Below are 23722 nucleotides of genomic sequence, written 5' to 3' on the forward strand. Positions count from 1 at the left end.
GGTTCCGGGTGACGGGCCCGCGGCGAACAACCTGCAGAATTCCGCGCAGGCTTCGGATTCGGCGGCCGATCGGGGGAACCTGAGGCCGTCGGACGCACCGGTCCTGGGACCGCGGCCGGTAATGCGGCCGCATGTCGACACGCATACCGCACGCGCCTTCCGCCGCCCGAGTGGGCAGAACGGCTCGTTCTCACCGCGCACGGCAGCCGCCGCGGCCGCTGCCGCCGCCACGGACGGCCCGCAGGTGCAGAATCGGCCGCCGGACGCGGTGCTGGCCGAGGCGTTCGGCCGTCCCGCCGGTTCACAGGAGCTCCTGCAGCGCGATCCCGAGGCCAAGGCCGAGACGGCCGCCGCGGCCGGGCCCGCCGATCCGTGGCGGGATCCGAATTCCGCTGCCCGCCTTGGTACTCCGGCCGTGGGCACCCCGCTGCCGCCGCCGCTGACGCAGGGCCGCCAGATCAGCGCCCGGGAGGTGCTGTTCGGCGGTAAGGTCGCGCCCGCGGCGCTGGCCATTCTGGCCGTGATCGCGCTGGTCGTCGGGTTGATGAGCGGTTTGCTGGGTGGTCTGGTCGGCCGGCTCACCGCCGAATCGGCGCTGACCTCGCGCAAAGTCTCGTTGCAGTCCGCCGATTCGACGAATGTGGCGCACGGCCAGATTTCCAAGGTCGTGGACACCGTCATGCCCGCGATGGTGACCGTGCGCGCCTGGGTCGGCGATTCCGGTTCCACGGGTTCGGGTGTGGTGATCGACGGCGCGGGTTACATCGTCACCAATAATCACGTGATCTCGCTGGCCGCCAATGACAAGAGCGGCAAAGCCCAACTGCAAGTGGTGTTCTCGGATGGCACCCGGGTGCCGACCAGCATTGTCGGCCGCGATATCAAATCCGATCTGGCGGTGCTGAAAGTCGATGTGAAGAACCTGTCGGTGATTCAGCTCGGCAATTCCGATGATGTGAAGGTCGGCGACGATGTGCTGGCCATCGGTTCACCGCTGGGCCTGGAGAAGACCGTCACCTCCGGTATCGTCTCGGCGCTGCACCGCCCGGTGAAGGTGGGCGGCGAGGGCACCGATACCAATGCCACGCTCGACGCCGTGCAGACCGATGCCGCGATCAATCACGGTAATTCCGGTGGCGCCCTGGTGGATATGACGGGGCGGCTGATCGGCATCAACTCGGCTATCAAGTCCGAGAGCGGTGGTTCGGTCGGTCTGGGCTTCGCGATTCCGGTGGATCAGGTGAAGCGGATTTCGCAGGCGCTGATCCGGGACGGGTCGGTGCATCATCCGCGCCTGGGCGTGAGCGCCAAGACCAAAATCGTCGCCAATGACGTGATGAGCGGTGCGGCCGTGGCCGATGTGCAGGCCGGTAGCCCGGCCGCCAAGGCGGGCATCGTGGAGGGCGATGTGATCGTGAAGGTCGGCGATCGCGATGTCACCGGCCCGGAGGAATTGACGGTCGCGGTGCAGTCGAATGAGATCGGCCAGAAGGTGAATGTGCGCCTCATTCGCGACGGCCGCGAAGTCGATGTGCCGGTAACCCTGGAATCGGATTAAGGCAGAATAGGTACCGTGTTCAGCAATATCAGCTGGGGCGAGCTACTTATTCTGCTCGTCGCCGCCCTTGTGATCCTCGGCCCGGAGCGGTTGCCCGGCGCCGTGCGCTGGACAACCAATGCGCTGCGGCAGGCTCGCGACTATGCGAGCGGTGCGACGCAGCAACTCAAGGACGAGTTGGGGCCGGAGTTCGAGGAGATCCGCAAACCGCTGGAGCAGTTGAACGAACTCCGCGGTATGAATCCCAAGACTCTGGTCACCAAACATCTTCTCAATGGCGACGATTCGTTTCTGACCGGAAACTTCGACAAGCCGGTCACGGCCGCGAGCAGCGGTTTCGAGGATTACTCCATGCCGAAACCGCAGAAACCGCTGGAGCGCAACGAACGTCCGCCGGTCGATCCCGACGCCACCTAGACCAGCTTCGTCAAGCGGTCTAGACGCATGGGGCTGTTCAGGTATCTAGACTGCCTCCATGTCAGCCGACGAGGTGGCACGGGTGTTTGCGATCGAGGACAAGGTCGAGCGCCTCAAAGCCGCCACCGACGGCGTGGCGGCGGCGCAACAGCAGATCAATGAGCTCACGCGTATACGCCGCGCCGTAATCCGCGAACTACATGCCGAGGGCTGGACGTTCGCCAGAATCGGTGCGGCCGCCGGACTTTCCCGGGCCCGCATCCATCAGGTGAGCACGCAGGGCCCGGTACCGGAGGGCCTGTTCTTCGGACACGGCCCGCTCACGATTCTCACCCCGGACGTGCGCAGCACCACGCGCGCCATCGCCCTGGTGGGCGCGCCGGACGCGGCCGCGCCGCATCGCCTGGTGGAGCTGCTACGCGAACTCGGGTTCACCGCGGCGGTACAGCGCTTCCTGCCCGGGCGGCCGCTGGATCTGGACCGGGACGGACTGATCGTGCTCGGCGGCCCCGAATTGTCGCCCAGTCTGCGCTATCTCGTCGCCGCGGACCCCCGGCTGCGCCGCACGGTGGCGCGCGCGGGCCGGGTGCGCCGGGGTATCGAGGATCGGGCCGCACGGCGCGTATACCGCCCTGGCGGCACCGAACCGTACGACATCGCGTACCTGGCCCGGCTCCCCCGCCCGGACGGTAAGGGAACGGTCCTTGTCATCGACGGATTGCATCCCCCGGCCTCACTGGGCGCGATCCGTTTGCTGGCAACACGATTGGCGACGCTGCACGAGCGCGCGGCCACCCACCCGTTCTCGGCGGTGGTGGGCGTGCGCTACGACCGCAATACCGGTGAGCCGATCGAGGCGGACCTGCTCACCCCGATCTACCGGCACGACCGCTGAGTCCCGGTCGCGGACGCGACCGGGACGCCGGGATCGTTATGCGGCAGCCCATTCCGGGCGCAGGGTGTTCATCGGCGGGCGATCCTCCAGCGACACATCCGTGGAGCGTGCCGTGAATTCGCCACTGATCAGCGGGAATTGGGTCAGCGCGGCACCCGAGTCGGAGACCCCGGCGCGCCCGAGCACGGTGCCCAGGATCTGCCGGCTCATCACCCCGAGTTCGGACAGCGGGCGGTTGCGGTGCTGGCGCACACCGAGATTCACCTGTCCGATGGCGGACAGTCCGAGCATGTCGTGGGTATCGAGCAGCAACCCGATCTCCACGCCGTACCCGGGTGCGAACGGCACCGCGGTGAGCAGTTCGCGGGTGCCCGCGTACTCACCGCCCAAGGGCTGCAGGACATTCGACAGCGCCGGGCGCAGCGCCGACAGCAGTGGGCGGGCCACCAGTTCGGTGACGCGGCCGCCGCCGTTGTCGTCGATGGTCGCGCCCTGCCGCAGCGGCCGCCGGTAATACGCCTTCACCAGGTGCATTCCGTCGACCGTGAGCAGCGGCCCGAGCAGTTTCGGCACGAACATCGGGTCCGGGTCGATGAGATCGGAGTCCACGAACGCCACCAGATCACCGGAGGTGACGGCCAGTGAGCGCCACAGCACCTCACCCTTGCCCGGAACCGGATCGAGTTCGGGCACCGCCTGTTCGCGGGTCACCACGCGCGCTCCGGCGGCCTGTGCGAGCTCGGCGGTGGCGTCGGTGGAACCGGAGTCCAGAACGACGAGTTCGTCCACCAGCGTGCCCAGCAGGGGCCGGATGCTGGCCACCACGGTCGCGACCGTGGCTTCTTCGTTGAGTGCGGGCAGGACCACCGAGACGGTGCGGTCGCCCTTGGCGGCCACGAGTTCCTCGACGGTCCATTCGGGGCGGTCCCAGGTATTGCTGGTCACCCAGTCGGTCACCTTGTTCATGCCAGACCTCGCAGGGTTCGGGCGGGTGGGCGCAGGCCCTGGATCGCGGCGATCATGTCCACCACGCGTCGGGTGGCCGCTACTTCGTGTACCCGGAAAACTCGAGCACCCGCCGCGGCCGACCATGCAGTCGCTGCCAATGTGCCCTCCAATCGCTCGGATAGCTCGACACCAAGAGTCTCTCCGATGAAATCCTTATTACTCAGCGCCATCAAGACCGGCCATCCGGTATTCACAAGAACGTCCACAGAACGCAACAAATCGAGCCCGTGATACGTGTTTTTCCCGAAATCATGCGTGGGGTCTATCAATATCGAGTCTTTGGAAACTCCCACCGCGACCGCATTCTCGGCGGCCGCGACAACGGTTTCGGTGACCTCGGTCACTACATCGGTATAGCGCACCCGATGCGGACGGGTCCGCGGAATGGCTCCGCCGGTGTGACTGCACACAATTCCGGCGTTCAACTCGGCGGCGACCTCGACCAGTCCCGGGTCGGCCCCGGACCAGGTGTCGTTGATCAGATCCGCGCCCGCGTGCACGGCGGCCCGCGCGACATCGGCCCGCCAGGTGTCGATACTGATCAGCAGCTCGGGAAATCGCTGCCGGATAGCGGCGACGAACGGCACCACCCGGCGCGCCTCCTCGGCGGCATCCACATCGCTACCGGGACCGGCCTTCACTCCGCCGATATCGACGAGATCGGCGCCCTCGTCCACCGCCCGGGTGACCGCGGCCATGGCCGCCTCATCGGAGAAGGTCGCACCCCGGTCATAGAACGAGTCCGGCGTCCGGTTCACGATCGCCATCACCAGCGCCCGATCCGTCGCCACCGGCTTTCCGCACAATGTCGGCAACGGCGCACACATGCCCTCGACTGTACCGACACGTGTCCAGCTGATGCTGGGCAGCCGACCGGATTCCGGCCGCCGCCCGGGCCTCAGCCGCGCGGAAGTTTGCCCGCGGCCACCTCGGCCGCGTATTCCGGGTAGATCGGGACATAACCGTCACCGCGCCCGGTCAGCACGTACAGCGTGCTGATGTCGTCCGTGCCGAGTCCCTGGGTGCGCAGTTCCACCTTGCGGGACTTGAAGGTAGAGGTCTGCTCCAGTTCCGGGACCACCCGAATAACAAGGGGCACAGCGTAAGTGGGCAGGCGATCGTAGAGCGTTTTCGCGGCGACCTTACCGTCGAAGGTCGCGCCCTCGGCGAGGGTGATCGCGGCCATGCCGGCCTTGCCGTCCGCGCCCGGGATATCCACGCCGTAGACGACGGCCTGGAGCACGGCGTCGATACCGTCGAAAGCGCCCTCCACCTCGGTCGTCGCCACATTCTCGCCCTTCCAGCGGAAGGTGTCGCCGAGCCGGTCCACGAAGGCGATATGACCCCAGCCCTGATTGCGCACCAGATCGCCGGTGTCGAACCAGCAGTCACCGGCGGTGAAGCCGTCCCGCACCAGCTTGGATTCGGTTGCGGCACTGTCGGTGTAGCCGTCGAAGGGGGAACTGGTGGTGACCTTGGCCAGCAGCAGGCCCACCCGGCCCGTGCCGATGCGGCGCAGTTTGCCGTCCGGGCCGCGCTTGGCTTTGCCGGTGGCATCGTCGTATTCGACGACCGCGAACGGCAGCGGGGTGAAACCCGCTGTGCGCGAAAGGCTGAACGCGTTGATGAAGGCGACATTGCCCTCGCTCGCGCCGTAGAACTCGACAATGCGCTTGATACCGAAGCGATCCCGGAATTCGTCCCAGATCTCCGGGCGCAGGCCGTTGCCGACCGCAAGCCGGACCCGGTGCTGCCGATCGGTGCGGCGGGCGGGCTGATTGAGCAGATAGCGGCAGAGTTCGCCGATGTAGATGAAGGCGGTGGCCTGATTGGCGATGGCCTCCTCCCAGAAGCGGGAGGCCGAGAACTTGCGTCCCAGTGCGAGTGTCGCGCCGCCCGCGACCACCGAGGACAGCGCGACGGTGAGCGCGTTGTTGTGATAGAGCGGCAGGCAGCAGTACAGGGTGTCGCCGCCGTCCAGGCGCACGCCCAGACCACCGACCCCGGCCATGGACTTGGTCCAGCGCATATGGGTCATCACGCTGGCCTTGGGCAGGCCGGTGGTGCCGGAGGTGAAGATCAGGTAGGCGCGTTCCTTGCCCAGAATCTGTTCGCAGACAGTGGGATTCGCGGCGTCGGCGGTGCGGGCGGCGGCCTCCAGATCCTTGGACCAGAGCACCGCGGGGCGCAGTTCGGTGAGCGTGTCCAGGGCTTCGGCGCATTCCTCGCCGATCACGTCCAGCACCGAGTTCAACAGTCCGAAGCTGTGCTGCAGCACGGCATCTCGCTGATTGTGGTTCAGGAGTCCGGCCGTGGCACCGAGTTTCACCACCGCCAGCACGGTGAACAGCGCCTCGGGCCGGTTGGTCATCAGGACCCCGACCACATCCCCGCGCTTGACGCCGTGCGAGGCCAAGACGCTCGCGTACCGGTTCACCTCGGAATTGGCTTCACCCCAACGGTATTCGCGGCCTTCGAAGCGCAGGAAGGCGCGCTCGGGATGTTTGGCGGCGGCCCGCTGGAAGAAGAGTCCGATGGAAGCCTTGGAATCGGATTTCACCAGCATGTGCACGGCATTGCGGGTCATGCCCGGCAGCTGTACCGCCATACCGGGCAGGCTGCGCACCAGATCCACCAGGCTGACCGTCGAACGGGCGTCGTTGTTCACTGCGCGGGGCTCCTCACCGGGTCGTGCTCGTGGTCACACCCTGACGGATACACCCTTCGTTGTCGAGTGAAACCCGATAGTCCCGCACAAAATTGTCAGATGCACCGCCCGTGACGGCGCAATCTGTCAACTTCAACAGCACTCAGTGCCCGGGCTCCACAGCACTCAGCGCCCGGGGCGCAGCGCCTCGAAAGCCTCGGCCAGATCACCGGTCACGATCACCCGGTCCATCGCCTCGCGCCCGGCGTAACCGCGTTCGCGCAATTCCTCCAGCCAGGCGAACAGCCCGCGATAGTGCCCGTCCGGATCCAGCACCACCACGGGCTTATCGTGCATGCCCAGGTAGGCCCCGGTCCAGGTTTCGAAGAACTCCTCCAGGGTGCCGATGCCGCCGGGCAGGGTCAGGAAGGCGTCGGCGCGCTCGTCCATGACCTGCTTCCGCTCGCGCATGGAATCGGTGACGATGAGTTCGTCCGAGTCCACATCCGCCATCTCACGGTGCACCAGCTTCTTGGGGATGACGCCGACGGTTTTCGCGCCCGCCGCGCGCGCCGCGGTGGCGACCGCGCCCATCATCGAGACATTGCCGCCGCCGGACACCAATTGCCAACCGCGACGGCCGATTTCGGCTCCCACCTGGCGAGACAGCTCCAGTGCGGCGGGATCGCCGACGCTCGCCGAGCAGTACACGCAGACCGAATACGAATCGCTCACCACTGATCTCCCTGTGCCGCGGCATCCATTTCGGCGCGCTGTTCGGCGGCCGCGAGCACCAGGCGCACCACCTCGTCCACACTGTCGGTGACGTGCAGCAGATTCAGATCGCCGGGCGCGATCTTGGCCGAGCCGAGCAGTGACTCGCGCAGCCAATCCACCAGTCCCGACCAGTATTTGGTGCCGAACAGGATGATCGGGAACTGATTGATCTTATGCGTCTGCACCAGCGTGAGCGCCTCGAACAGTTCGTCCAGGGTGCCGAAACCGCCCGGCAGGCAGACGAAGGCCTGCGCGTACTTCACGAACATGGTCTTGCGCGCGAAGAAATACCGGAAGTTGATGCCGAGATCGACCCACTCGTTGAGGTGCTGTTCGAACGGCAGCTCGATCCCGAGCCCGATCGAATAGCCGCCCGCCTCGGAAGCACCGCGATTCGCGGCCTCCATGGCCCCGGGCCCGCCACCGGTGATCACCGCGAACCCGGCCCGCGCCAGCGCACCGCCGATCGCGACGCCCGCCTGATACTCCGCCGATTCCGGCACGGTGCGCGCGGACCCGAAGACGGCGACCGCACGCGGCACCTCCGCCAAAGCCCCGAAACCCTCGACGAATTCGGCCTGAATGCGCAGCACCCGCCACGGATCGGTATGCACCCAATCCGCCGGTCCCCGCTCATCCAGCAGATGCTGATCGGTGGTCCCGATCCCGACCTTCCTATCCCGGCGCAGCATTATCGGCCCACGAAACCGTGGACTCTTCGAACCCGGGATTTCAGCCTCAGCAGACATGCAGGCAACGTTATCTGCCTCCGCTTCGCTCCGGCGGGCCGGTACTCGTCCCGAGGGGATTCGAGGCGAGGGAGTCTCCGTCAGGCCTTATCGCCCAGGAGGTAGCTGCGGAGCATGGAGGTGACCTGGGTGATCTGGTCGACGGGGAGGTGTTCGTCGCGTTTGTGGGCGAGGTTGGGGTCGCCGGGGCCGAAGTTGACGGCCGGGATGCCGCGGGCGGCGAAGCGGGAGACGTCGGTCCAGCCGTATTTGGCGCGGACGCCGCCGCTGCCGTGCAGGTGCACGATCTCGATGAGGTCCTTGGCGGCGGGGGCGGTCAGGCCGGGGAGTGCGCCGGGAGCACCGTCGGTGCGCTCGAAGCCCAGGTCCAGGCCCGAGAAGACCTCGCGCACATGCTCGGTCGCCTCGTCCAGGGTGCGGTCGGGGGCGAAGCGGAAGTTGACGTCGACCTCGGCCACATCGGGCACCACATTGCCCGCGACGCCGCCGGAGACGCGCACGGCGGACAGGCCCTCGCGGTAGACGCAGCCGTCGATATCCACTTCGCGCGCTCGGTAATTCGCCAGCCGCTCCAGAATCGGGGCGAGCCGGTGAATAGCGTTGTCGCCCAGCCACGCTCGCGCGGTGTGCGCGCGCACGCCGGGGGTGGTGAGCCGAACCCGCAGCGTCCCTTGGCATCCCGCTTCGATCCAGCCGCCCGACGGCTCACCCAGTACGGCGAGGTCGCCCTCCAGCCATTCGGGTAGTTCGCGTTCGATGCGGCCGAGGCCGTTGAACTCGGCGGCGATCTCCTCGCAGTCGTAGAAGATCAGGGTCAGATCGTGCACCGGTTCGGCGACGGTGGCGGCCAGGTGCAGGAAGACCGCGTCACCGGATTTCATATCCACGGTGCCGCAGCCCCACAGCTGCCGTTCGCCGGTCGCGCTGACCTCGAAGCGGCTGGGCACATTGTCGGCGATGGGCACGGTGTCCAGATGTCCGGCGAGGATGACCCGGGTGGCCAGACCGCGATTGGTGCGCGCCAGCACGGTATTGCCGTGCCGCAGGATTTCGAAGCCGGTGGTCTGCTCACGCAGGGCTTTTTCGACGATATCGGCGATGCGGGTCTCGTCCTTGGAAACGCTGGGAATGTCCACCAGAGCGGCAGCGAGGTTGATCGGGTCGGCGCTCAGATCGATGGTCACCCCTTCCACCTTAAAGGAGGTGTAATCTCCGCTCCCGGTATGGCGGCGGCCGTGGCACAAAAAGGCACAATTCGGGACGAATTTCGCGGCCGGTAATCTTTACCGACGTGAGCACTCAGGGAGCAGTAGCAGTCGGCCTCGCCACCATCACCGCCAACGGCACGGTGCTGGACACCTGGTACCCGTATCCGGAACTGGGTGCGGTGACCGATACCGGCACCAAGCGCCTGGACGCCTCCGATATCGAGTACGCCAAGTTCGCCGAGGCCGCCGGAGTCGACGAGGCCCGCCGGGTCGAGACGGTCGTGGTGCGCACCAGCATCGCCGATCTCGATGCCGCGCCGGTCGACACCCACGATGTCTACCTGCGCCTGCAACTGCTCTCGCATCGCCTGGTCAAGCCGCACGGCCTGAATCTGGACGGCATCTTCGGCCTGCTCGCGAATGTGGTGTGGACCAATTACGGTCCGTGCTCGCTGGAGGAGTTCGAGCTGACCCGTCTGAAGCTGCGCTCGCGCGGCCCGGTCACCGTCTACGGCATCGACAAGTTCCCGCGCATGGTCGATTACGTCGCGCCGTCGGGCGTGCGCATCGCGGACGCCGATCGGGTGCGCCTGGGCGCGCATCTGGCCTCGGGCACCACGGTCATGCACGAGGGTTTCGTGAACTTCAATGCCGGCACGCTCGGCAATTCCATGGTGGAGGGCCGCATTTCCGGTGGCGTCGTGGTCGGCGACGGCTCCGATGTGGGTGGCGGCGCGTCCATCATGGGCACCCTGTCCGGTGGCGGTAAGCAGGTCATCTCGCTCGGTGAGCGCTGCCTGCTGGGCGCGAACTCGGGTCTGGGCATCTCACTCGGCAATGACTGCGTGGTCGAGGCCGGGCTGTATGTCACCGCGGGCACCAAGGTGACGCTGCCGGACGGCGCGGTCATCAAGGCGGCCGAGTTGAGCGGTAAGGACAATCTGCTGTTCCGCCGGAATTCGGTGACCGGCACGGTGGAAGCGGTGGCGCGCAAGGGCACCGGCATCGAGCTGAATGCCGCACTGCACGCCAACGACTGACTCGCTCCCGAACCGCTGGACCGCTATTCGATGCCGAAGGCGATGATCCGCTCCGGGGTGATGCGGATCAGCTCCGGTGTGCCGCCGGGGATATAGCTTTCGACGCCGCGCAAAGCCTGTGCGGTGCCGCGGATTTCGAGGCACCGCACGGTCCACGGGTCGACCGAGGGCACATCGTCGACGACGAAGGCGATCCGTTCCTCCTTGGCGAGGTTCCGGAACTTCTGCGACGCCCCCATATTGTGGCCGGCGATATCGATGGTGCCCAGGTCCGCGTTGTAGCGGAACCCGACGGGATTGTTCTGCGGTGACCCGTCGGGCCGGATGGTGGCGAGCCGGCCCAGGCGCTGGCTACCCAGATACTCGATCTGCGCGGGCGTCAGTGTTGCGATCATGTCCGCGACGTTATGACCTGAAGTGCGGTTCAGGTCAAGCGACACGGTCCGGGCGGGGCGATGTTCAGCCGAGCAGTTTCTTCTGCACCTTGCCCATGGCATTGCGCGGCAGCGCGTCCACCACGCGCACCTCGCGGGGCCGCTTATGTGCCGAAAGTTCGCCCGCCACATGGTCGATGAGTTGCCGGGCCACCGCATCCCCCGCATCGTCCCGTAGTACGACATAGGCGACGATGCGCTGGCCGAGGTCGTCGTCGGGGACGCCGATCACCGCGGTCTCGGCCACGGCGGGATGTCCGAGCAGCGAGGTCTCGATCTCCCCCGCGCCGATCCGATAGCCGCCGGATTTGATCAGGTCCACCGATTCGCGGCCGACGATCCGGTGCATGCCCTCCGCGTCGATGACCGCGACGTCTCCGGTCTTGAACCACCCGTCCGCGGTCCAGTTCTCGGCGGTCACCTCCGGCTTGTTCAGGTACCCGTCGAACAGCATCGGCCCTTGGACCTGAAGTCCGCCAACGCTTTCCCCATCGTGCGGCAGCACGTTCCCGGCCTCGTCGACCAACCGCGTCAGCACCCCGGCCACCGGCGTGCCCACCCACCCCGGCCGCCGCTCCCCGTCCGGCCGGGTGGACAGCGTGATCATGGTCTCGCTCATCCCGTACCGCTCCAGCGGTGCGTGCCCGGTCAATTCCCGCAACCGCTCGAACACCGGCACCGGCAGCGGCGCACTCCCCGAGATCAGCACCCTGGCCTTCGCCAATTCCTTTGCGGCGACGGCGTCTTCGGCGATCCGCGACCACACCGTCGGCACCCCGAAATACATGGTGCCCGGCGCGGCCGCATACGCCTCGGGCGTCGGCTTACCGGTGTGGATCACGGGGCTGCCGACCCGCAACGGCCCGAGCAGCCCGAGAATCAGCCCGTGCACGTGGAACAGCGGAAGCCCATGCACCAGAACATCATTCGATTTCCATCCCCACGCCTGCGCGAGCGCGTCCAGCCCGGCCGCGATGGCGCGACGACTCAACATCACGCCCTTGGGCGGTCCCGTGGTTCCGGAGGTGTACAGAATGAAAGCGATCGCCTCGGGCGCGGGTTCGGGATAGGTATGCCAGGACCGCGCGTGCGCCCGCACCGGAACCACCGGCAGCGCACTGCCTTCGGGCGCTTCCCCGAGCCACGCCTGCGCTCCCGAATCATCCAGAATGTGCGCCAATTCGGCGCTGCCCGCGTCCGGCGGCACCGGCACCACGGTGACGCCCGCGATGAGGCAGCCGATCACCGCCAGCACCGTGCTCACCGTGGGACGTGCGAGCACCGCGACCCGATCGGCCTGTGCGATGCGTTCGGCCACCGAGGTGGCCGCGCCGAGCAGATCACTGCGCGAGAGGCTCACCCCGGCGATGGTGACGGCATCGGGGATATCGTCCCCGGCCGCGACGGCGGCGGGATGCAAGGACCTCAGCAGGAGTGGCGACCCATAAGACACCCGCTCACGCTACCGAAGTCCCGGGTGCGGGCCGATACCGCCGGGCCGGGCACGAATCGGCCGCGATGGTGGCAAGTCGGTTGACAGGCGGGGCGAGTGGGTAAGACAGTTTGTGTACAACCTTCTCACTTCCGAGGATGTGGTCGACGATGACCAGACCCATGGCCGCGCAGCCGTACCACGGGCGGGCGGGCGAACCCGATATCGATATCCGGCAATTCATCGACGGGGCGGCCGGGCTGCTCGGCGGGGCCGCGAACGTGATCATGCAACTCGCGCATCCACCGGTGGGGTACGGGGTGGTGGAATCCCCGGTGGAGAGCGGCAATGTGATGGTGCATCCCATCAAGCGGCTGCGGACCACCATCACCTATCTCGCGGTCGCGCTGCTGGGGACCGACGCGGATCGGGAGGCCTATCGCGCGGCGGTCGACACCTCGCATCGGCAGGTGCGATCCCGGCCCGGAAATCCGGTGAAGTACAACGCCTTCGATCCGAAATTGCAGCTGTGGGTGGCGGCCTGCCTCTATTGGGGCGCACGCGATCTCTACGAGCGAATGCACGGGCCGATGAGCGCGGCCGACGCCGACGCGTTCTACCGGTATTCGGCGCGGCTGGGCACCACGCTGCAAATGCGCGAGGAGCTGTGGCCCGCGAATCGCGATGCGTTCGAACAGTATTGGAATGAGAACCTCGCGGCGACCACCATCGATCCGAGAATTCGCGCCTATTTCGAGGATCTCATCGATTTGAAGATGATGCCGCTGCCGGTGCGATCGGCCTTCGGCGGAATTCATCGATTCTTCGTGACAGGCTTACTGCCGCAGCATCTTCGGGACGAAATGGGGATGACCTGGTCGCCGCGGCAGGATCGATTGCTGGCCCGGATCATGCGCACGGTCGGCACGGCGGAGGAATTACTGCCCACGCCGGTGCGGATCTTCCCGATCAACGTCTATCTGCTGGATATGCGACTGCGCCGCAGGCTCGGTCTGCCACTGGTGTGAAAACCGCTGCGGCTCACTGAATCCGGAAGCCCGGCAGGACGTGATCGATGGCGAACTGCCGAAGCGCGGCCTCATCGTCGAGCGGGATCACCGTCTGCGGGGTCAGCGCCAGCGACAGCGCGTTGCGGGCGACCATCTCCGCCAGCGGTAGCGGATCGTATTCCGGCAGTTTGTCTTCGGATTGCAGCCGGGTGATGAACTCGGCCAGATAGTCCCGTCCCAATTCGATGACGGGCGCACCCTGCACCGTGAGGAACGGCAGCACCACTTCGGGTTCGGTCTTGAGCAGCCGGCCCAGCAGCTGATTGCCGCGCAATCCCTCGATGAACGCGATGAACAGCGCGACGATCTGATCCTGCGCGCTGGCGTCGCGTTCGATCTCCGCGTGCACGGCCGCATCGGCATCGGCGATGAACTGCCGGGCCAGGCGCAGCCCGACCGCCTCGATCAGATCGGATTTGCCGGCGAAACGCCGATAGAGTGTGGCCAGCGAGAGCCCGCCGCGCCGGGCGACCTCGACCATGCTGGTGCGTTTGATCCCGAAGTCGAGGAAGGCGACCAGTGCGGCGTCGAGCACCTTGGCCTGATTACTGTCCTCGGGAGCGGATCCGCGCACGAGCGGCAGGAGTTTGGCCAGCTTGGCCATGGTCCGGCCCCTTTCGAGTCGCGAAGATACGATGAGGCACCAATCATCGCACATTGACAGTGACCCACCTCGATGAGAAGGTGATGGCAAGAGTTTCTCACACTCTCCTCAGCGACGAGGAACGATGACGAGGAGTCGAGTCAACGATGACCGCCCCGCTGCGCCAGCCCTTCCACGACCCGGCCGATGGCTACGGATTCGCACCCGGCACCGAACCACTCACTCCCGAAACCGTTCGCGAGCACATCGACGGGCTGGCCGCCTTCCTCGGCGGGGCCGCCAATGTGATCATGCAGCTCTCGCTCAAACCCGTCGGCTACGGCGTGATGGAGAGCGATGTGCGCAGCGGCAGCGTCATGGTGCGGCCCATCAAACGACTGCGCACCACCCTTACCTATATCGCCGTCGCCCTGCTCGGCGAGGACGATGATCGCGTCGCCTATCGCGAGGCGGTGAACAAGTCCCATCGCACCGTGCACACCAAGCCCACCAGCCCGGTGAAGTACAACGCCTTCGATCCCAAACTCCAGCTGTGGGTGGCGGCCTGCCTGTACTGGGGCATGGACGATCTCTACCACCGCATGCGCGGGCCGATGAGTCCCGAAGTGGCCGAATCCTTCTACCGGTACAGCGCGCGCCTGGGCACCACCCTGCAGATGCGCGCGGAGATGTGGCCGCCGACCCGCGACGCCTTCTACGCGTACTGGGAGGAGAACCTGGCCACCAAGCACATCGACGAGCCGACCCGCGCCTACTTCAACGCGCTCACCGACCTGAAGATGCTCCCCTACCCCCTGCAATTCCTGCTCGGCGGCCTGCATCGTTTCATCGTCACCGCGCTACTCCCGCAACACCTTCGGGATGAGATGGGCATGACCTGGTCGGCCCGCGACGAACGCTTCTTCGGTGGTTTCCTGCGCCTGATCTCCGCGGTCTGGACCCGCATGCCCACGGTGCTCCGCCTCTTCCCCTACAACTTCTACCTCGCCGATATGCGCCTGCGCCGCCGCTTCGGCCGCCCCCTGGTCTGACGGCGGCACAGGCACCTCGAACTCAGCGTCGTTCGGTCAGGGCGCGGAGGAAGAAGCCGAGGTTGGCGGGGCGTTCGGCGAGGCGGCGCATGAGGTAGCCGTACCACTGGGTGCCGTACGGGATGTACACCCGCAGGGCGTGGCCCTCGTCGACCAGGCGGCGCTGTTCGGCATCGCGTATGCCGTAGAGCATCTGGAATTCGAAATCCCCTGGGCTGCGCCGATGTTCGGCCGACAGCCGCAGCGCCGCCTCGACCATGGCCGGATCGTGCGTGGCGATCATGGGATGCCAGGCGTCCCGCATGAGCACGTCGAGGCAGCGCAGATAGGAGGCGTCGACCGCACCGCGCTTCTGGTAGGCCACGGTCTCGGGTTCCTGATATGCGCCCTTGCACAGGCGAACTCGCGTTCCCGAGGCCGCCGCGTCCCGGCAATTGTCCTCGGCGGTGCGCAGATAGGTCTGCATGGCCACCGCGAGCCAGGGGAATTCGGCGCGCGCCTGCTCGACCGCGGCGAGCGTATCGAAGGTGGTGGTGTGATCCTCGGCGTCCACGGTCACCCACACCCGCGATTCGACGGCCTTGGCGCATAGTTTGTGCAGGTTCTCGGCGGCGATGGCCGGACCGTCCGCGCCCAGCGATTGCCCGAGCGCGGAGAGCTTCACCGACACCTCCACCGGCGGGACCTCGGTATCGGGCGCGCGATCCAGTTCGGCGAGATCGTCGATGAGCGAGAAGTATTCGGCCACGGCGGCATTGGCCATGGCCGGATCGGTGGTGTACTCGCCGAGGAAATCGACGCTGACCATGCGCCCGCTGTCCAGCAGCGCGCGCACCACGGGGGCGAGTTCGGCGCGGGTCTCCCCCGCCACGAAGCGCCGCACCACCGCGGCGGTGATCGGGGTGCGGGTCACCGCCTTCTTCAGTCGCGGTGAATCGGCCGCGGCCAGGATCGCCGGTCGGAGCGGGTTCATTACGCCTCCTCCATATGCGGGTAGCGGTAATCCGTTGGGGCGACGAAGGTTTCCTTCAATGTCCGCGGCGCGACCCAGCGCAGCAGGTTGAGATAGGACCCGGCCTTATCGTCGGTGCCCGAGGCGCGCGCTCCGCCGAAGGGCTGCTGCCCGACCACCGCGCCCGTCGGCTTGTCATTGATGTAGAAGTTCCCCGCCGCGAATCGCAGTGCGGTGGTGGCCTGTTCGACAGCCTGGCGGTCGCGGGCGAAGATCGCGCCGGTGAGTCCGTAGGGCGAGGTGGCGTCGACGGTGGTGAGCATATCGGCGAAGGCGTCCGGGCGGCTGTCGTCGTAGACGTGCACGGACAGGATCGGCCCGAAGTACTCGGTGGCGAACGATTCGTCACCCGGATCATCACTGAGCAGCACGGTCGGGCGAATGAAGAAGCCCTCGGAGTCGTCACACCCGCCGCCGGTGATGCCCAGCCCCTTGTCCCGGGCGCGGGCGATGGCGGCGGCGTTCTTGTCATAGGAGCGCCGATCGATCACGGCCCCACCGAAATTCGACAGATCCGCGACATCGCCGTAGGTGAGCTCGTCGACCTGCGCCAGGAACTCGTCCCCCATCTCCCGCCACACCGATTTCGCGATATAGGCGCGCGAGGCCGCCGAGCACTTCTGCCCCTGATACTCGTACGCGCCGCGAATCATGGCGATGCGCAGCGCATCCGGATCGGCGGAGGAATGCGCGACGATGAAATCCTTGCCGCCGGTCTCGCCCACGATGCGCGGATACCCGTGATACCGGCCGATATTCGCGCCGACCTGCTGCCACAGGTATTGGAAGGTTCCGGTCGAGCCGGTGAAGTGGATTCCGGCGAGCCGCGGATCGGCGAGCGCCACTTCGGACAATCGCACGCCGTTGCCGGTGACCATATTGATCACTCCCGGCGGCAGGCCCGCCGCCTCCAGCAGTTTCATCGTGTAGTACGCCGAAAGCGTCTGCGTCGGTGCGGGTTTCCACACCACGGTATTGCCCATCAGCGCCGGTGCGGTGGGCAGGTTCCCGGCGATGGCGGTGAAGTTGAAGGGCGTGACGGCGTATACGAACCCCTCCAGGGGCCGGTAGTCCAGCCGATTCCACACCCCCGCCGAGGATTGCGGCTGTTCGGCCAGAATCTGCCGGGCGAACGCCACATTGAAGCGCCAGAAGTCGACGAGTTCGCAGGGCGCGTCGATTTCGGCCTGCTGCACCGTTTTCGACTGGCCCAGCATGGTGGCGGCGGCGATGGTTTCCCGCCAGGGCCCGGCGAGCAGATCGGCCGCCCGCAGCAGCACGGCCGCGCGTTCCTCGAACGGCAGTGCCCGCCAGGCGGGTGCGGCGGCGTGCGCGGCTTCGACGGCCGCGCTCGCCTCCGCGTGGGTGGTATCGGTGAATGTGCCGAGCACCTGCCGATGCCGGTGCGGCATCACGATGTCGGCACGTTCACCGGTGCCGGGTTGGTGTTTGCCGCCGATCACCAGCGGCACATCGAGGGATCCTGCGGAGATTTCGGCGAGCCTGCCCGTCAGCAGTGCGCGTTCACGAGAGCCGGGTGCGTAGGTGTGCACCGGTTCGTTCGCGGGAGCAGGGACAACCGTGACAGCGTCCATATCCCAGGCTAACGCGAACAAGACCACCGCCGTGGGCGAGACGCTCCGAAAATTCTCCGGTTAGCTCAGGTCGTTGGCGATGATGTTCTCGATATTGCGTTCCGCGAGAGCAGTAATCGTCACGAACGGGTTCACCGTCGTCATACCCGGGATGAGTGATCCGTCGATGACGTAGAGCCCCTTGTACGAGGTCAGGCGACCGTAGTTGTCGGTGCTCTGGTTGAGCACACAACCGCCCAGCGGATGGTAGGTGAGGTCGTCGCCCCAGGTCTTGGTCGCCCCGAACAGGTCGGTGCGATAGATCGTGACTTCCTTCTTGTTGATCTTGTCGAAAATGCGCTTGGCCGCATCGATACTCGGCTGATTCCAGGCGGTCTGCCAGTTCAGATCCACCCCACCGGTTCCGGAGTTGTAGGTGAACTTGCCGCGATTGGGGTTCTTGGTGATCGCGAGATACAGACTCGCGAAGGTCTCCAGCCCCGCCGGGAACGGCGACACCTCGGCGAACGCCGGGCCACCGCTATCGGCCCAGTTGTCGATGCCGAGGGTCGGAATACAGGATTGCAGGCTGCCGGTGGCGTCCCACGCCTGGTTCTGCCGGGCCACCATGACATTGCCGTTGGTGCCCCAGCCGGTGCCGACCGAATCGGGCAGGTTGGGCAGTTTGCCGGTGGCCTTCATGCTGACCAGCAGTTTGCTGGTGCCGACGCTGCCCGCCGCGAAGAAGACCTTCTGCGCCACAACGGCTTTGGTGGCCACCGTATTGCCGCTGGTGTCGATCTGCTTCATCTCGACCTTGTAGCCGCCATCGGTCGGCGATACCGCGGTGACGATGTGCATGGGCGTGATGCCGACCTTGCCGGTGCCGACGGCCGCGGCGAGATAGGTCTTGTCGAGAGACTTCTTGCCGTAGTTGTTGCCGTAGATGACCTCGCCGTCGAGCGCGGAGCGGGTGGCGGTCTTGGCCTGCTCCTGCTTCATGTAGTTGAAGTCGTAGACGTTGGGCACGAAGGTCCACGAAAACCCGGACCGCTCAGCCTGTTTGCGGCCGACGCGGGCGAACTGATAGCAGTCCGCGCTGTCGAACCAGGACTGGTCGATATTGTTCACCCCGAGGCCGGTATTGGCGCGCGGGTAGTAGGTGCTGTACATCTCGCCCGCGTCCACCGAGGGCAGGATGCTGGCGAAGTTCTCCTGTTTGGGCGTCACCGCCATACCGCCGTTGACCAGCGAGCCGCCGCCGACGCCGCGGCCCTGGTACACGCGAATCCCGCTGAAGTGCTCGGAATCCAGTACGCCGGTGTACCTGTTGATGGACTTGTTGTAGGGCGCGCCCATGAAGTGGTTGACCGGTTGATCGGTCTCGGTCCGCAGCCAGAAGGACCGCCCGTCCGGCTTGAGCATGTTGCAGAAGATCTTGCCGTCGGAGCCCGGCTGCGACCACGACATACCCATCTCCACGATGGCCACGTCGACCCCGGCCTGCGCCAGTCGCAGCGCCGCGACCGCGCCGCCGTATCCGGAGCCGATGACGAGCACCGGCACCTTGTCGCCGTCGGCGAGTTGCTTGGTCGGCAACGCTCGAGCGGGGACCTGTCGGGCCAGCACCGCCGCCCCGAAAATGACACCTGTTGCAGCTAGGAAACCGCGACGGGTGACGTTACTCCCGTAGATACTCTTACCGGGGGTTTCATAAATGGATCCACGCACTGAAAGACTCCTCATCGAGACTCGATGAGAACCTGTTATAGAGATTGTGAAGTGGCCGTGTGTCAGTTTTCGGCAAATCAGGAAAAAGTCCGGCAACCAGAAGGCAAGACGCACAACGAAAAAAGGAAGGGCGTGAGCAACTGCTCACGCCCTTCCTTGGAAGTGCGACCCTGACGGGACTCGAACCCGCGACCTCCGCCGTGACAGGGCGGCGCGCTAACCAACTGCGCCACAGGGCCTTAACTGTCGCTCGGCCCGCAGGCCTTGCAACGCGGTAGACGTTAGCACGACCCGGGGTCCGGGACTAAATCAGCTGGTCAGGCGATCAGCCGCAGCGGCGATACGTTCATCCGTGGCGGTCAGCGCGATACGCACATGCTGTGCGCCGCGCGGGCCGTAGAACTCGCCCGGAGCCGCCAGGATGCCGCGCTCGGCCAGCCAGTCCAGCGTGGTGCGGCACGACTCGCCACGGGTCGACCACAGGTACAGGCCGGCCTCGGAATCGTCGATGCGGAACCCGGCCGCCGCCAACGCCTTTCGCAGCACCTCGCGACGGGCACGGTAGCGCTCGCGTTGCTCGGCCTCATGCGTGTCATCACCGAGGGCGGCGGTCATGGCCGCCTGGATCGGGAACGGCAGCATCATGCCGGAATGCTTGCGCACTTCCAGCAACTCCGCGACCAGGGCCGGATCACCGGTGACGAAACCGGCGCGGTAACTCGCCAGATTCGACGTCTTGGACAGCGAGTGAATGGCCAGCAGGCCGGTGTGATCCCCGTCGCACACCTCGGGATCGAGTACCGAGACGGCCCGGCCCTCCCAGGGCAGGCCCAGGTAGCACTCGTCCGAGGCGATGATCGCGCCGCGCTCGCGGGCGAATTCGACCACCTTGCGCAGATGTTCGACGCCGAGCACCCTACCGGTCGGATTCGACGGCGAGTTCAGGAAGATGAGCGCGGGCTTCTCCGGACCCAGCTGGGTCAGGCTGTCCGCGCGCAGGATTCGGGTACCCGCCAGCAACCCGCCGACCTCATAGGTCGGATAGGCCACCTCGGGTATCACCACGAGATCGTCCGCGCCCAGCCCGAGCGTGCGCGGCAAGCCGGCGATCAGCTCCTTGGTGCCGATCACCGGCAGCACCGCGTCCGGCTCGATGCCGGTGATCCCGAATCGCCGTTTCAGCGCTGCCACAACGCTTTCGCGCAATTCGGGGGTGCCGTGCGTGGTCGGATAGCCCGGTACCGCCGCCACCGACGCGAGCGCCGCCTGGATCAGCGGGTCCACCGGATCGACCGGGGTGCCCACGGAAAGATCCACGAGCCCGCCCGGATGCGAAGCGGCTTTCGCCTTCACGGAAGTGATGGTGTCCCAAGGGAAATCGGGTAGTAGTGCACTCACCCGGCCACGCGCGGTCAAGACCTACTCCGCGGCCATCGGCGGTAGCGCGGCGATGAACGGCGGGTCGTAATCGACCTTGCCGACCTTGGTGGCGCCGCCGGGCGAACCGAGATCGTCGAAGAATTCGACGTTCGCGTTCACGTAGCCGCTCCACTGGTCCGGGGTGTCGTCCTCGTAGAAGATGGCCTCCACCGGACATACCGGTTCACATGCACCACAGTCCACGCACTCGTCCGGTTGGATGTACAGCATGCGGCCACCCTCGTAGATGCAATCCACGGGGCATTCCTCGATGCACGCCTTGTCCTTCACGTCAACGCACGGTTCAGCGATGATGTACGGCACTGCCGCTCTCCTAGTCTGTCCTCACATGCGGGATAGTCCGCCCCGCGAAACAGTATCCCGGCGCGTTCACAATACTCCTGGTCAGGCAAGCCTAATTTTGCCTGGGCCGCGTTCATGGATTGGGTCGGGGCCGCGAACGCCGATGGGAGCGGCTCCCACTCAGCCTAGTGCCAGCGGAGCCACCAGCGAACTGTGCTGTGGCACACCATAGGTGGTGGTGCGCTGCCGGACCGGACGGCCGATCCCGGTGGCGATCTCGGTCAGTTCCGCGACCGTTTTCGCCGATCCGTGTTCCGAACCCGCCATGCGGGAGATGGTCTCCTCCATGAGGGTGCCGCCGAGGTCGTTGGCGCCGCCGTTCAGCATCAACTGGGTACCCTTGATGCCGAGTTTGACCCAGCTGGTCTGGATATTCTCGATGCGGCCGTGCAGCATGATGCGGGCCAGGGCGTGGGCGGCGCGGTTGTCGCGCACCGTCGGGCCCGGGCGGGAGGCGCCCGCCAGGTAGAGCGGGGCGCTCTGGTGCACGAACGGCAGCAGCACGAATTCGGTGAAACCGCCTGTCTCGTCCTGGATTCCGCTCAGTACGCGCAGATGGCCGACCCAGTGCTTGGGGTTGTCGACGTGGCCGTACATCATGGTCGAGCTGGAGCGGATGCCGAGTTTGTGCGCGGTGGTGATGACATCGATCCAGGCCGAGGTGGGCAGTTTGCCCTTGGTCAGGACCCAGCGCACCTCATCGTCCAGGATCTCCGCGGCGGTGCCCGGAATCGAGTCCAGGCCAGCCTCTTTCAGCGCCGCGAGCCAGTCGTGAATGCTCTGACCGCCACGGGAAGCCCCATTGACGATCTCCATCGGGCTGAAGGCGTGCACATGCATGCCCGGGACGCGTTCCTTGATGGCGCGCACCAGATCGGCGTAACCGGTGACCGGCAGCTCCGGATCGATACCGCCCTGCATACAGATCTCGGTCGCGCCCTCGACATGCGCCTCCCAGGCGCGGTCGGCGACCTCGGACGCACTCAGCGTGAAGGCGTCGGCGTCACCCTTGCGCTGCGCGAAGGCGCAGAAGCGGCAGCCGGTGTAGCAGATATTGGTGAAGTTGATATTCCGGTTGACGATGTAGGTGACGTCATCGCCGACCGTATCGCGGCGCAACTGATCCGCCAGCGCCGTAATCGCTTCCAGCGCAGGGCCGTCCGCGGTGGCCAGAGCCAGATACTGATCGTCGGAGAGCCCCGCCGGATCGCGCTCGGCGGCGTGCAGGGCGGCCAGCACCTCGGAATCAAAGCGCTCGGGTGCGGCGACCGCGAGCTCCTTCACCTGTTCGCGAATGGTCTCCCAGTCGCCGAACGCGCCCAGGCCGTCACTGGCGAGTGCGGAATCGCTGCGGGACTCGGTGTTCCGGCCCTCGGAGTCAATGGCGGTATTGAGGTCGATGCGGCCGACCGACTCCCAATCGTGGTCCGGTTCCTGCCAGGGCAGGCCGGTGGGGTTCACGGTGCGGGCCAGACCGGTCAGCGGATCGGAGAGCGCGTCGATATGCCGGGACACCCGCGGATCGATCCAGGGGTGGCCCGCCAGCACATATTTCGGATGCGCGGTGAGCCGTTCGGTGAGCACGAATCCGGCATCGGCGGTGACCTGCGCCAGCGTGTCCAGGTTCGGCCAGGGCCGCTCCGGATTCACATGGTCGGGGGTGAGCGGGGAGACGCCGCCCCAATCGTCGATGCCCGCGTCGAGGAGCGCGCGGCATTCCTCGAGCGATACCAGATTGGGCGGGGCCTGAATCCGCATCTTCGGGCCGAGCAGCAGGCGCGCCACCGCGATGGTGGCGCGGAACTCCTCCAGATCGGCGTCGGGGGTATTGCGCATGGCGGTGTCGTGCTTGGCCAGGAAGTTCTGCACGATCACCTCCTGGACATGTCCGAAAGCCTTGTGCGACTTGCGGATCGCCAGAATGGATTCGGCGCGCTCGGTGAGGTTCTCGCCGATGCCGACCAGAATGCCGGTGGTGAACGGTATGGACAGTCGTCCCGCGTCGGTCAGCGTGCGCAGCCGCACCGCCGGATCCTTGTCCGGGCTGCCGTAGTGCGCCTGACCCGGTTCGGTGAACAGCCGGGTGGAGGTCGTTTCCAGCATCATGCCCATGGACGGGGCCACCGGCTTGAGCCGGGACATCTCGGCCCAGCTCATCACACCCGGGTTCAGGTGCGGCAGCAGGCCGGTCTCCTCCAGTACCCGGATCGACATGGCGCGCACGTAATCCAGGGTGGAGTCGTAGCCGCGCTCGTCCAGCCACTGGCGAGCCTCGGGCCAGCGCTCCTCGGGGCGGTCGCCGAGCGTGAAAAGGGCTTCCTTACAACCGAGTTCAGCACCCTTGCGGGCGATGTCCAGAATCTCGTCGGGTTCGAGGTACATACCCTTGCCCGCGGCGCGCAATTTGCCCGGCACGGTGACGAAGGTGCAGTAGTGGCATTTGTCGCGGCACAGGTGCGTGATCGGGATGAACACCTTGCGCGAATAGGTGATGGGCAATGTGTCCCCGGCATAACCGGTTTCGCGCAGTCCGGCATCGCGCACGCGCGCGGCGGATTTGGCGAGATCCTCCAGGTCACCGCCCCGCGCCTGGAGCAGCACCACCGCCTCGTCGAGGTTGAGCGTCGCGCCGTCGCGCGCCCGCCGCAACGCCCGGCGCATGCCCGAGGGGCTGGGCGGAACCGGGGGAAGACTCGGGTTCGGTAGATCCGTCACGTCTTCGATCATGCGCCATCCATCCGACTGGTCCGACT

Annotated in this window: 21 protein-coding genes and 1 tRNA gene; 6 read left to right on the forward strand and 16 right to left on the reverse strand. The window is 66.3% G+C overall.

Translation table 11 applies throughout. The features are described 5' to 3' along the window. Positions 1 to 31: 31 nt before the first annotated feature. Genes AB0L82_RS23735 through AB0L82_RS23745 form a run of 3 tightly spaced genes read left to right on the forward strand, consistent with a single transcriptional unit; the run spans position 32 to position 2870 of the window. A complete protein-coding gene (locus AB0L82_RS23735; RefSeq protein ID WP_364640509.1) occupies positions 32 to 1558 on the forward strand; it encodes a trypsin-like peptidase domain-containing protein in 1527 nt (508 codons plus the stop codon). A gap of 15 nt (positions 1559 to 1573) precedes the next feature. Further along, complete coding sequence (gene tatB / locus AB0L82_RS23740; RefSeq protein ID WP_364640014.1) at positions 1574 to 1975, forward strand: Sec-independent protein translocase protein TatB; 402 nt, start codon at positions 1574 to 1576, stop codon at positions 1973 to 1975. A 58-nt stretch (positions 1976 to 2033) separates the two neighbouring features. Then, the gene (locus tag AB0L82_RS23745) at positions 2034 to 2870 is read left to right on the forward strand and encodes a hypothetical protein (RefSeq protein WP_364640017.1); all 837 of its coding nucleotides are present in this window, start codon (positions 2034 to 2036) and stop codon (positions 2868 to 2870) included. Between the two features lie 36 nt (positions 2871 to 2906). On the opposite strand, the gene AB0L82_RS23750 is transcribed toward AB0L82_RS23745, so the two are convergent. The 6 genes from AB0L82_RS23750 to dapE all read right to left on the reverse strand — a co-directional run bounded on the left by AB0L82_RS23750 (position 2907) and on the right by dapE (position 9235). Further along, a complete protein-coding gene (locus AB0L82_RS23750; protein WP_364640020.1) occupies positions 2907 to 3836 on the reverse strand; it encodes a glucosyl-3-phosphoglycerate synthase in 930 nt (309 codons plus the stop codon). Beyond that, positions 3833 to 4705: a dihydropteroate synthase gene (gene folP / locus AB0L82_RS23755; RefSeq protein ID WP_364640023.1), complete on the reverse strand. Its 873-nt coding sequence runs from the start codon at positions 4703 to 4705 to the stop codon at positions 3833 to 3835. The genes AB0L82_RS23750 and folP overlap by 4 nt, the downstream gene beginning before the upstream one ends. 71 nt (positions 4706 to 4776) lie before the next feature. After that, complete coding sequence (locus AB0L82_RS23760; RefSeq protein ID WP_364640026.1) at positions 4777 to 6546, reverse strand: long-chain-acyl-CoA synthetase; 1770 nt, start codon at positions 6544 to 6546, stop codon at positions 4777 to 4779. A gap of 165 nt (positions 6547 to 6711) precedes the next feature. Then, the gene (locus AB0L82_RS23765) at positions 6712 to 7263 is read right to left on the reverse strand and encodes a TIGR00730 family Rossman fold protein (RefSeq protein ID WP_364640029.1); all 552 of its coding nucleotides are present in this window, start codon (positions 7261 to 7263) and stop codon (positions 6712 to 6714) included. Then, on the reverse strand, positions 7257 to 8051 hold the full coding sequence (locus tag AB0L82_RS23770) for a TIGR00730 family Rossman fold protein (RefSeq protein WP_364640033.1): 795 nt from the start codon (positions 8049 to 8051) through the stop codon (positions 7257 to 7259). Before AB0L82_RS23770 ends, AB0L82_RS23765 begins: the two co-directional genes overlap by 7 nt. Before the next feature lie 80 nt (positions 8052 to 8131). Beyond that, positions 8132 to 9235 carry a succinyl-diaminopimelate desuccinylase gene (gene dapE, locus AB0L82_RS23775; RefSeq protein ID WP_364640035.1) on the reverse strand — a complete coding sequence of 368 codons (1104 nt, stop codon included), beginning with the start codon at positions 9233 to 9235 and terminating at the stop codon, positions 8132 to 8134. 107 nt (positions 9236 to 9342) lie between these two features. On the opposite strand from dapE, the gene dapD reads away from it, so the two are divergent. Continuing rightward, positions 9343 to 10299, forward strand: a complete 957-nt coding sequence (dapD, locus tag AB0L82_RS23780; RefSeq protein ID WP_364640037.1) for a 2,3,4,5-tetrahydropyridine-2,6-dicarboxylate N-succinyltransferase — start codon at positions 9343 to 9345, stop codon at positions 10297 to 10299. A 23-nt stretch (positions 10300 to 10322) separates the two neighbouring features. Here the strand turns inward: dapD and AB0L82_RS23785 are convergent, their stop codons facing one another. Beyond that, complete coding sequence (locus tag AB0L82_RS23785; protein WP_364640040.1) at positions 10323 to 10694, reverse strand: PPOX class F420-dependent oxidoreductase; 372 nt, start codon at positions 10692 to 10694, stop codon at positions 10323 to 10325. 64 nt (positions 10695 to 10758) lie between these two features. Next, the gene (locus tag AB0L82_RS23790) at positions 10759 to 12186 is read right to left on the reverse strand and encodes an acyl-CoA synthetase (protein ID WP_364640043.1); all 1428 of its coding nucleotides are present in this window, start codon (positions 12184 to 12186) and stop codon (positions 10759 to 10761) included. A 149-nt stretch (positions 12187 to 12335) separates the two neighbouring features. Here AB0L82_RS23790 and AB0L82_RS23795 point away from each other — a divergent pair, with 149 nt between their 5' ends. Continuing rightward, the gene (locus AB0L82_RS23795; RefSeq protein WP_364640046.1) at positions 12336 to 13193 is read left to right on the forward strand and encodes an oxygenase MpaB family protein; all 858 of its coding nucleotides are present in this window, start codon (positions 12336 to 12338) and stop codon (positions 13191 to 13193) included. A 13-nt stretch (positions 13194 to 13206) separates the two neighbouring features. Here AB0L82_RS23795 and AB0L82_RS23800 read toward each other — a convergent pair whose 3' ends face one another. Next, positions 13207 to 13839, reverse strand: a complete 633-nt coding sequence (locus AB0L82_RS23800) for a TetR/AcrR family transcriptional regulator (protein ID WP_364640050.1) — start codon at positions 13837 to 13839, stop codon at positions 13207 to 13209. Positions 13840 to 13985: 146 nt separating this feature from the next. Here AB0L82_RS23800 and AB0L82_RS23805 point away from each other — a divergent pair, with 146 nt between their 5' ends. Further along, positions 13986 to 14870: an oxygenase MpaB family protein gene (locus AB0L82_RS23805; protein WP_364640053.1), complete on the forward strand. Its 885-nt coding sequence runs from the start codon at positions 13986 to 13988 to the stop codon at positions 14868 to 14870. A gap of 22 nt (positions 14871 to 14892) precedes the next feature. On the opposite strand, the gene AB0L82_RS23810 is transcribed toward AB0L82_RS23805, so the two are convergent. From AB0L82_RS23810 to AB0L82_RS23840, 7 genes are all read right to left on the reverse strand, one after another. Continuing rightward, complete coding sequence (locus AB0L82_RS23810; protein ID WP_364640057.1) at positions 14893 to 15843, reverse strand: proline dehydrogenase family protein; 951 nt, start codon at positions 15841 to 15843, stop codon at positions 14893 to 14895. Continuing rightward, positions 15843 to 17477 (reverse strand): L-glutamate gamma-semialdehyde dehydrogenase, encoded by a 1635-nt coding sequence (gene pruA / locus AB0L82_RS23815; protein WP_364640060.1) that lies wholly within the window; start codon positions 17475 to 17477, stop codon positions 15843 to 15845. Before pruA ends, AB0L82_RS23810 begins: the two co-directional genes overlap by 1 nt. 60 nt (positions 17478 to 17537) lie before the next feature. Continuing rightward, positions 17538 to 19202: a GMC oxidoreductase gene (locus AB0L82_RS23820; protein WP_364640063.1), complete on the reverse strand. Its 1665-nt coding sequence runs from the start codon at positions 19200 to 19202 to the stop codon at positions 17538 to 17540. A gap of 150 nt (positions 19203 to 19352) precedes the next feature. Continuing rightward, a tRNA-Asp gene (locus AB0L82_RS23825) sits at positions 19353 to 19426 on the reverse strand. A gap of 70 nt (positions 19427 to 19496) precedes the next feature. Further along, positions 19497 to 20585: a succinyldiaminopimelate transaminase gene (gene dapC, locus AB0L82_RS23830; protein ID WP_364640512.1), complete on the reverse strand. Its 1089-nt coding sequence runs from the start codon at positions 20583 to 20585 to the stop codon at positions 19497 to 19499. A 21-nt stretch (positions 20586 to 20606) separates the two neighbouring features. Then, the gene (gene fdxA, locus AB0L82_RS23835; protein WP_067572375.1) at positions 20607 to 20930 is read right to left on the reverse strand and encodes a ferredoxin; all 324 of its coding nucleotides are present in this window, start codon (positions 20928 to 20930) and stop codon (positions 20607 to 20609) included. Positions 20931 to 21089: 159 nt separating this feature from the next. Beyond that, positions 21090 to 23696, reverse strand: coding sequence for a bifunctional FO biosynthesis protein CofGH (locus AB0L82_RS23840; RefSeq protein WP_364640067.1), 2607 nt, complete (start codon positions 23694 to 23696; stop codon positions 21090 to 21092). Positions 23697 to 23722: the final 26 nt, after the last annotated feature.

This window comes from Nocardia sp. NPDC052001 (genome assembly GCF_040680615.1).
In the GTDB taxonomy this organism is placed as follows: Bacteria; Actinomycetota; Actinomycetes; order Mycobacteriales; family Mycobacteriaceae; genus Nocardia.

Bases quoted from the DNA above. Each gene is read 5' to 3' on its own strand.
- AB0L82_RS23745 (WP_364640017.1), top strand. From the start codon at position 2,034: ATGTCAGCCGACGAGGTGGCACGGGTGTTTGCGATCGAGGACAAGGTC.
- AB0L82_RS23750 (WP_364640020.1), bottom strand. From the start codon at position 3,836: ATGAACAAGGTGACCGACTGGGTGACCAGCAATACCTGGGACCGCCCC.
- folP (WP_364640023.1), bottom strand. From the start codon at position 4,705: ATGTGTGCGCCGTTGCCGACATTGTGCGGAAAGCCGGTGGCGACGGAT.
- AB0L82_RS23770 (WP_364640033.1), bottom strand. From the start codon at position 8,051: ATGTCTGCTGAGGCTGAAATCCCGGGTTCGAAGAGTCCACGGTTTCGT.
- AB0L82_RS23785 (WP_364640040.1), bottom strand. From the start codon at position 10,694: ATGATCGCAACACTGACGCCCGCGCAGATCGAGTATCTGGGTAGCCAG.
- AB0L82_RS23795 (WP_364640046.1), top strand. From the start codon at position 12,336: ATGACCAGACCCATGGCCGCGCAGCCGTACCACGGGCGGGCGGGCGAA.
- AB0L82_RS23800 (WP_364640050.1), bottom strand. From the start codon at position 13,839: ATGGCCAAGCTGGCCAAACTCCTGCCGCTCGTGCGCGGATCCGCTCCC.
- AB0L82_RS23805 (WP_364640053.1), top strand. From the start codon at position 13,986: ATGACCGCCCCGCTGCGCCAGCCCTTCCACGACCCGGCCGATGGCTAC.
- AB0L82_RS23810 (WP_364640057.1), bottom strand. From the start codon at position 15,843: ATGAACCCGCTCCGACCGGCGATCCTGGCCGCGGCCGATTCACCGCGA.
- pruA (WP_364640060.1), bottom strand. From the start codon at position 17,477: ATGGACGCTGTCACGGTTGTCCCTGCTCCCGCGAACGAACCGGTGCAC.
- AB0L82_RS23820 (WP_364640063.1), bottom strand. From the start codon at position 19,202: ATGAGGAGTCTTTCAGTGCGTGGATCCATTTATGAAACCCCCGGTAAG.
- AB0L82_RS23840 (WP_364640067.1), bottom strand. From the start codon at position 23,696: ATGATCGAAGACGTGACGGATCTACCGAACCCGAGTCTTCCCCCGGTT.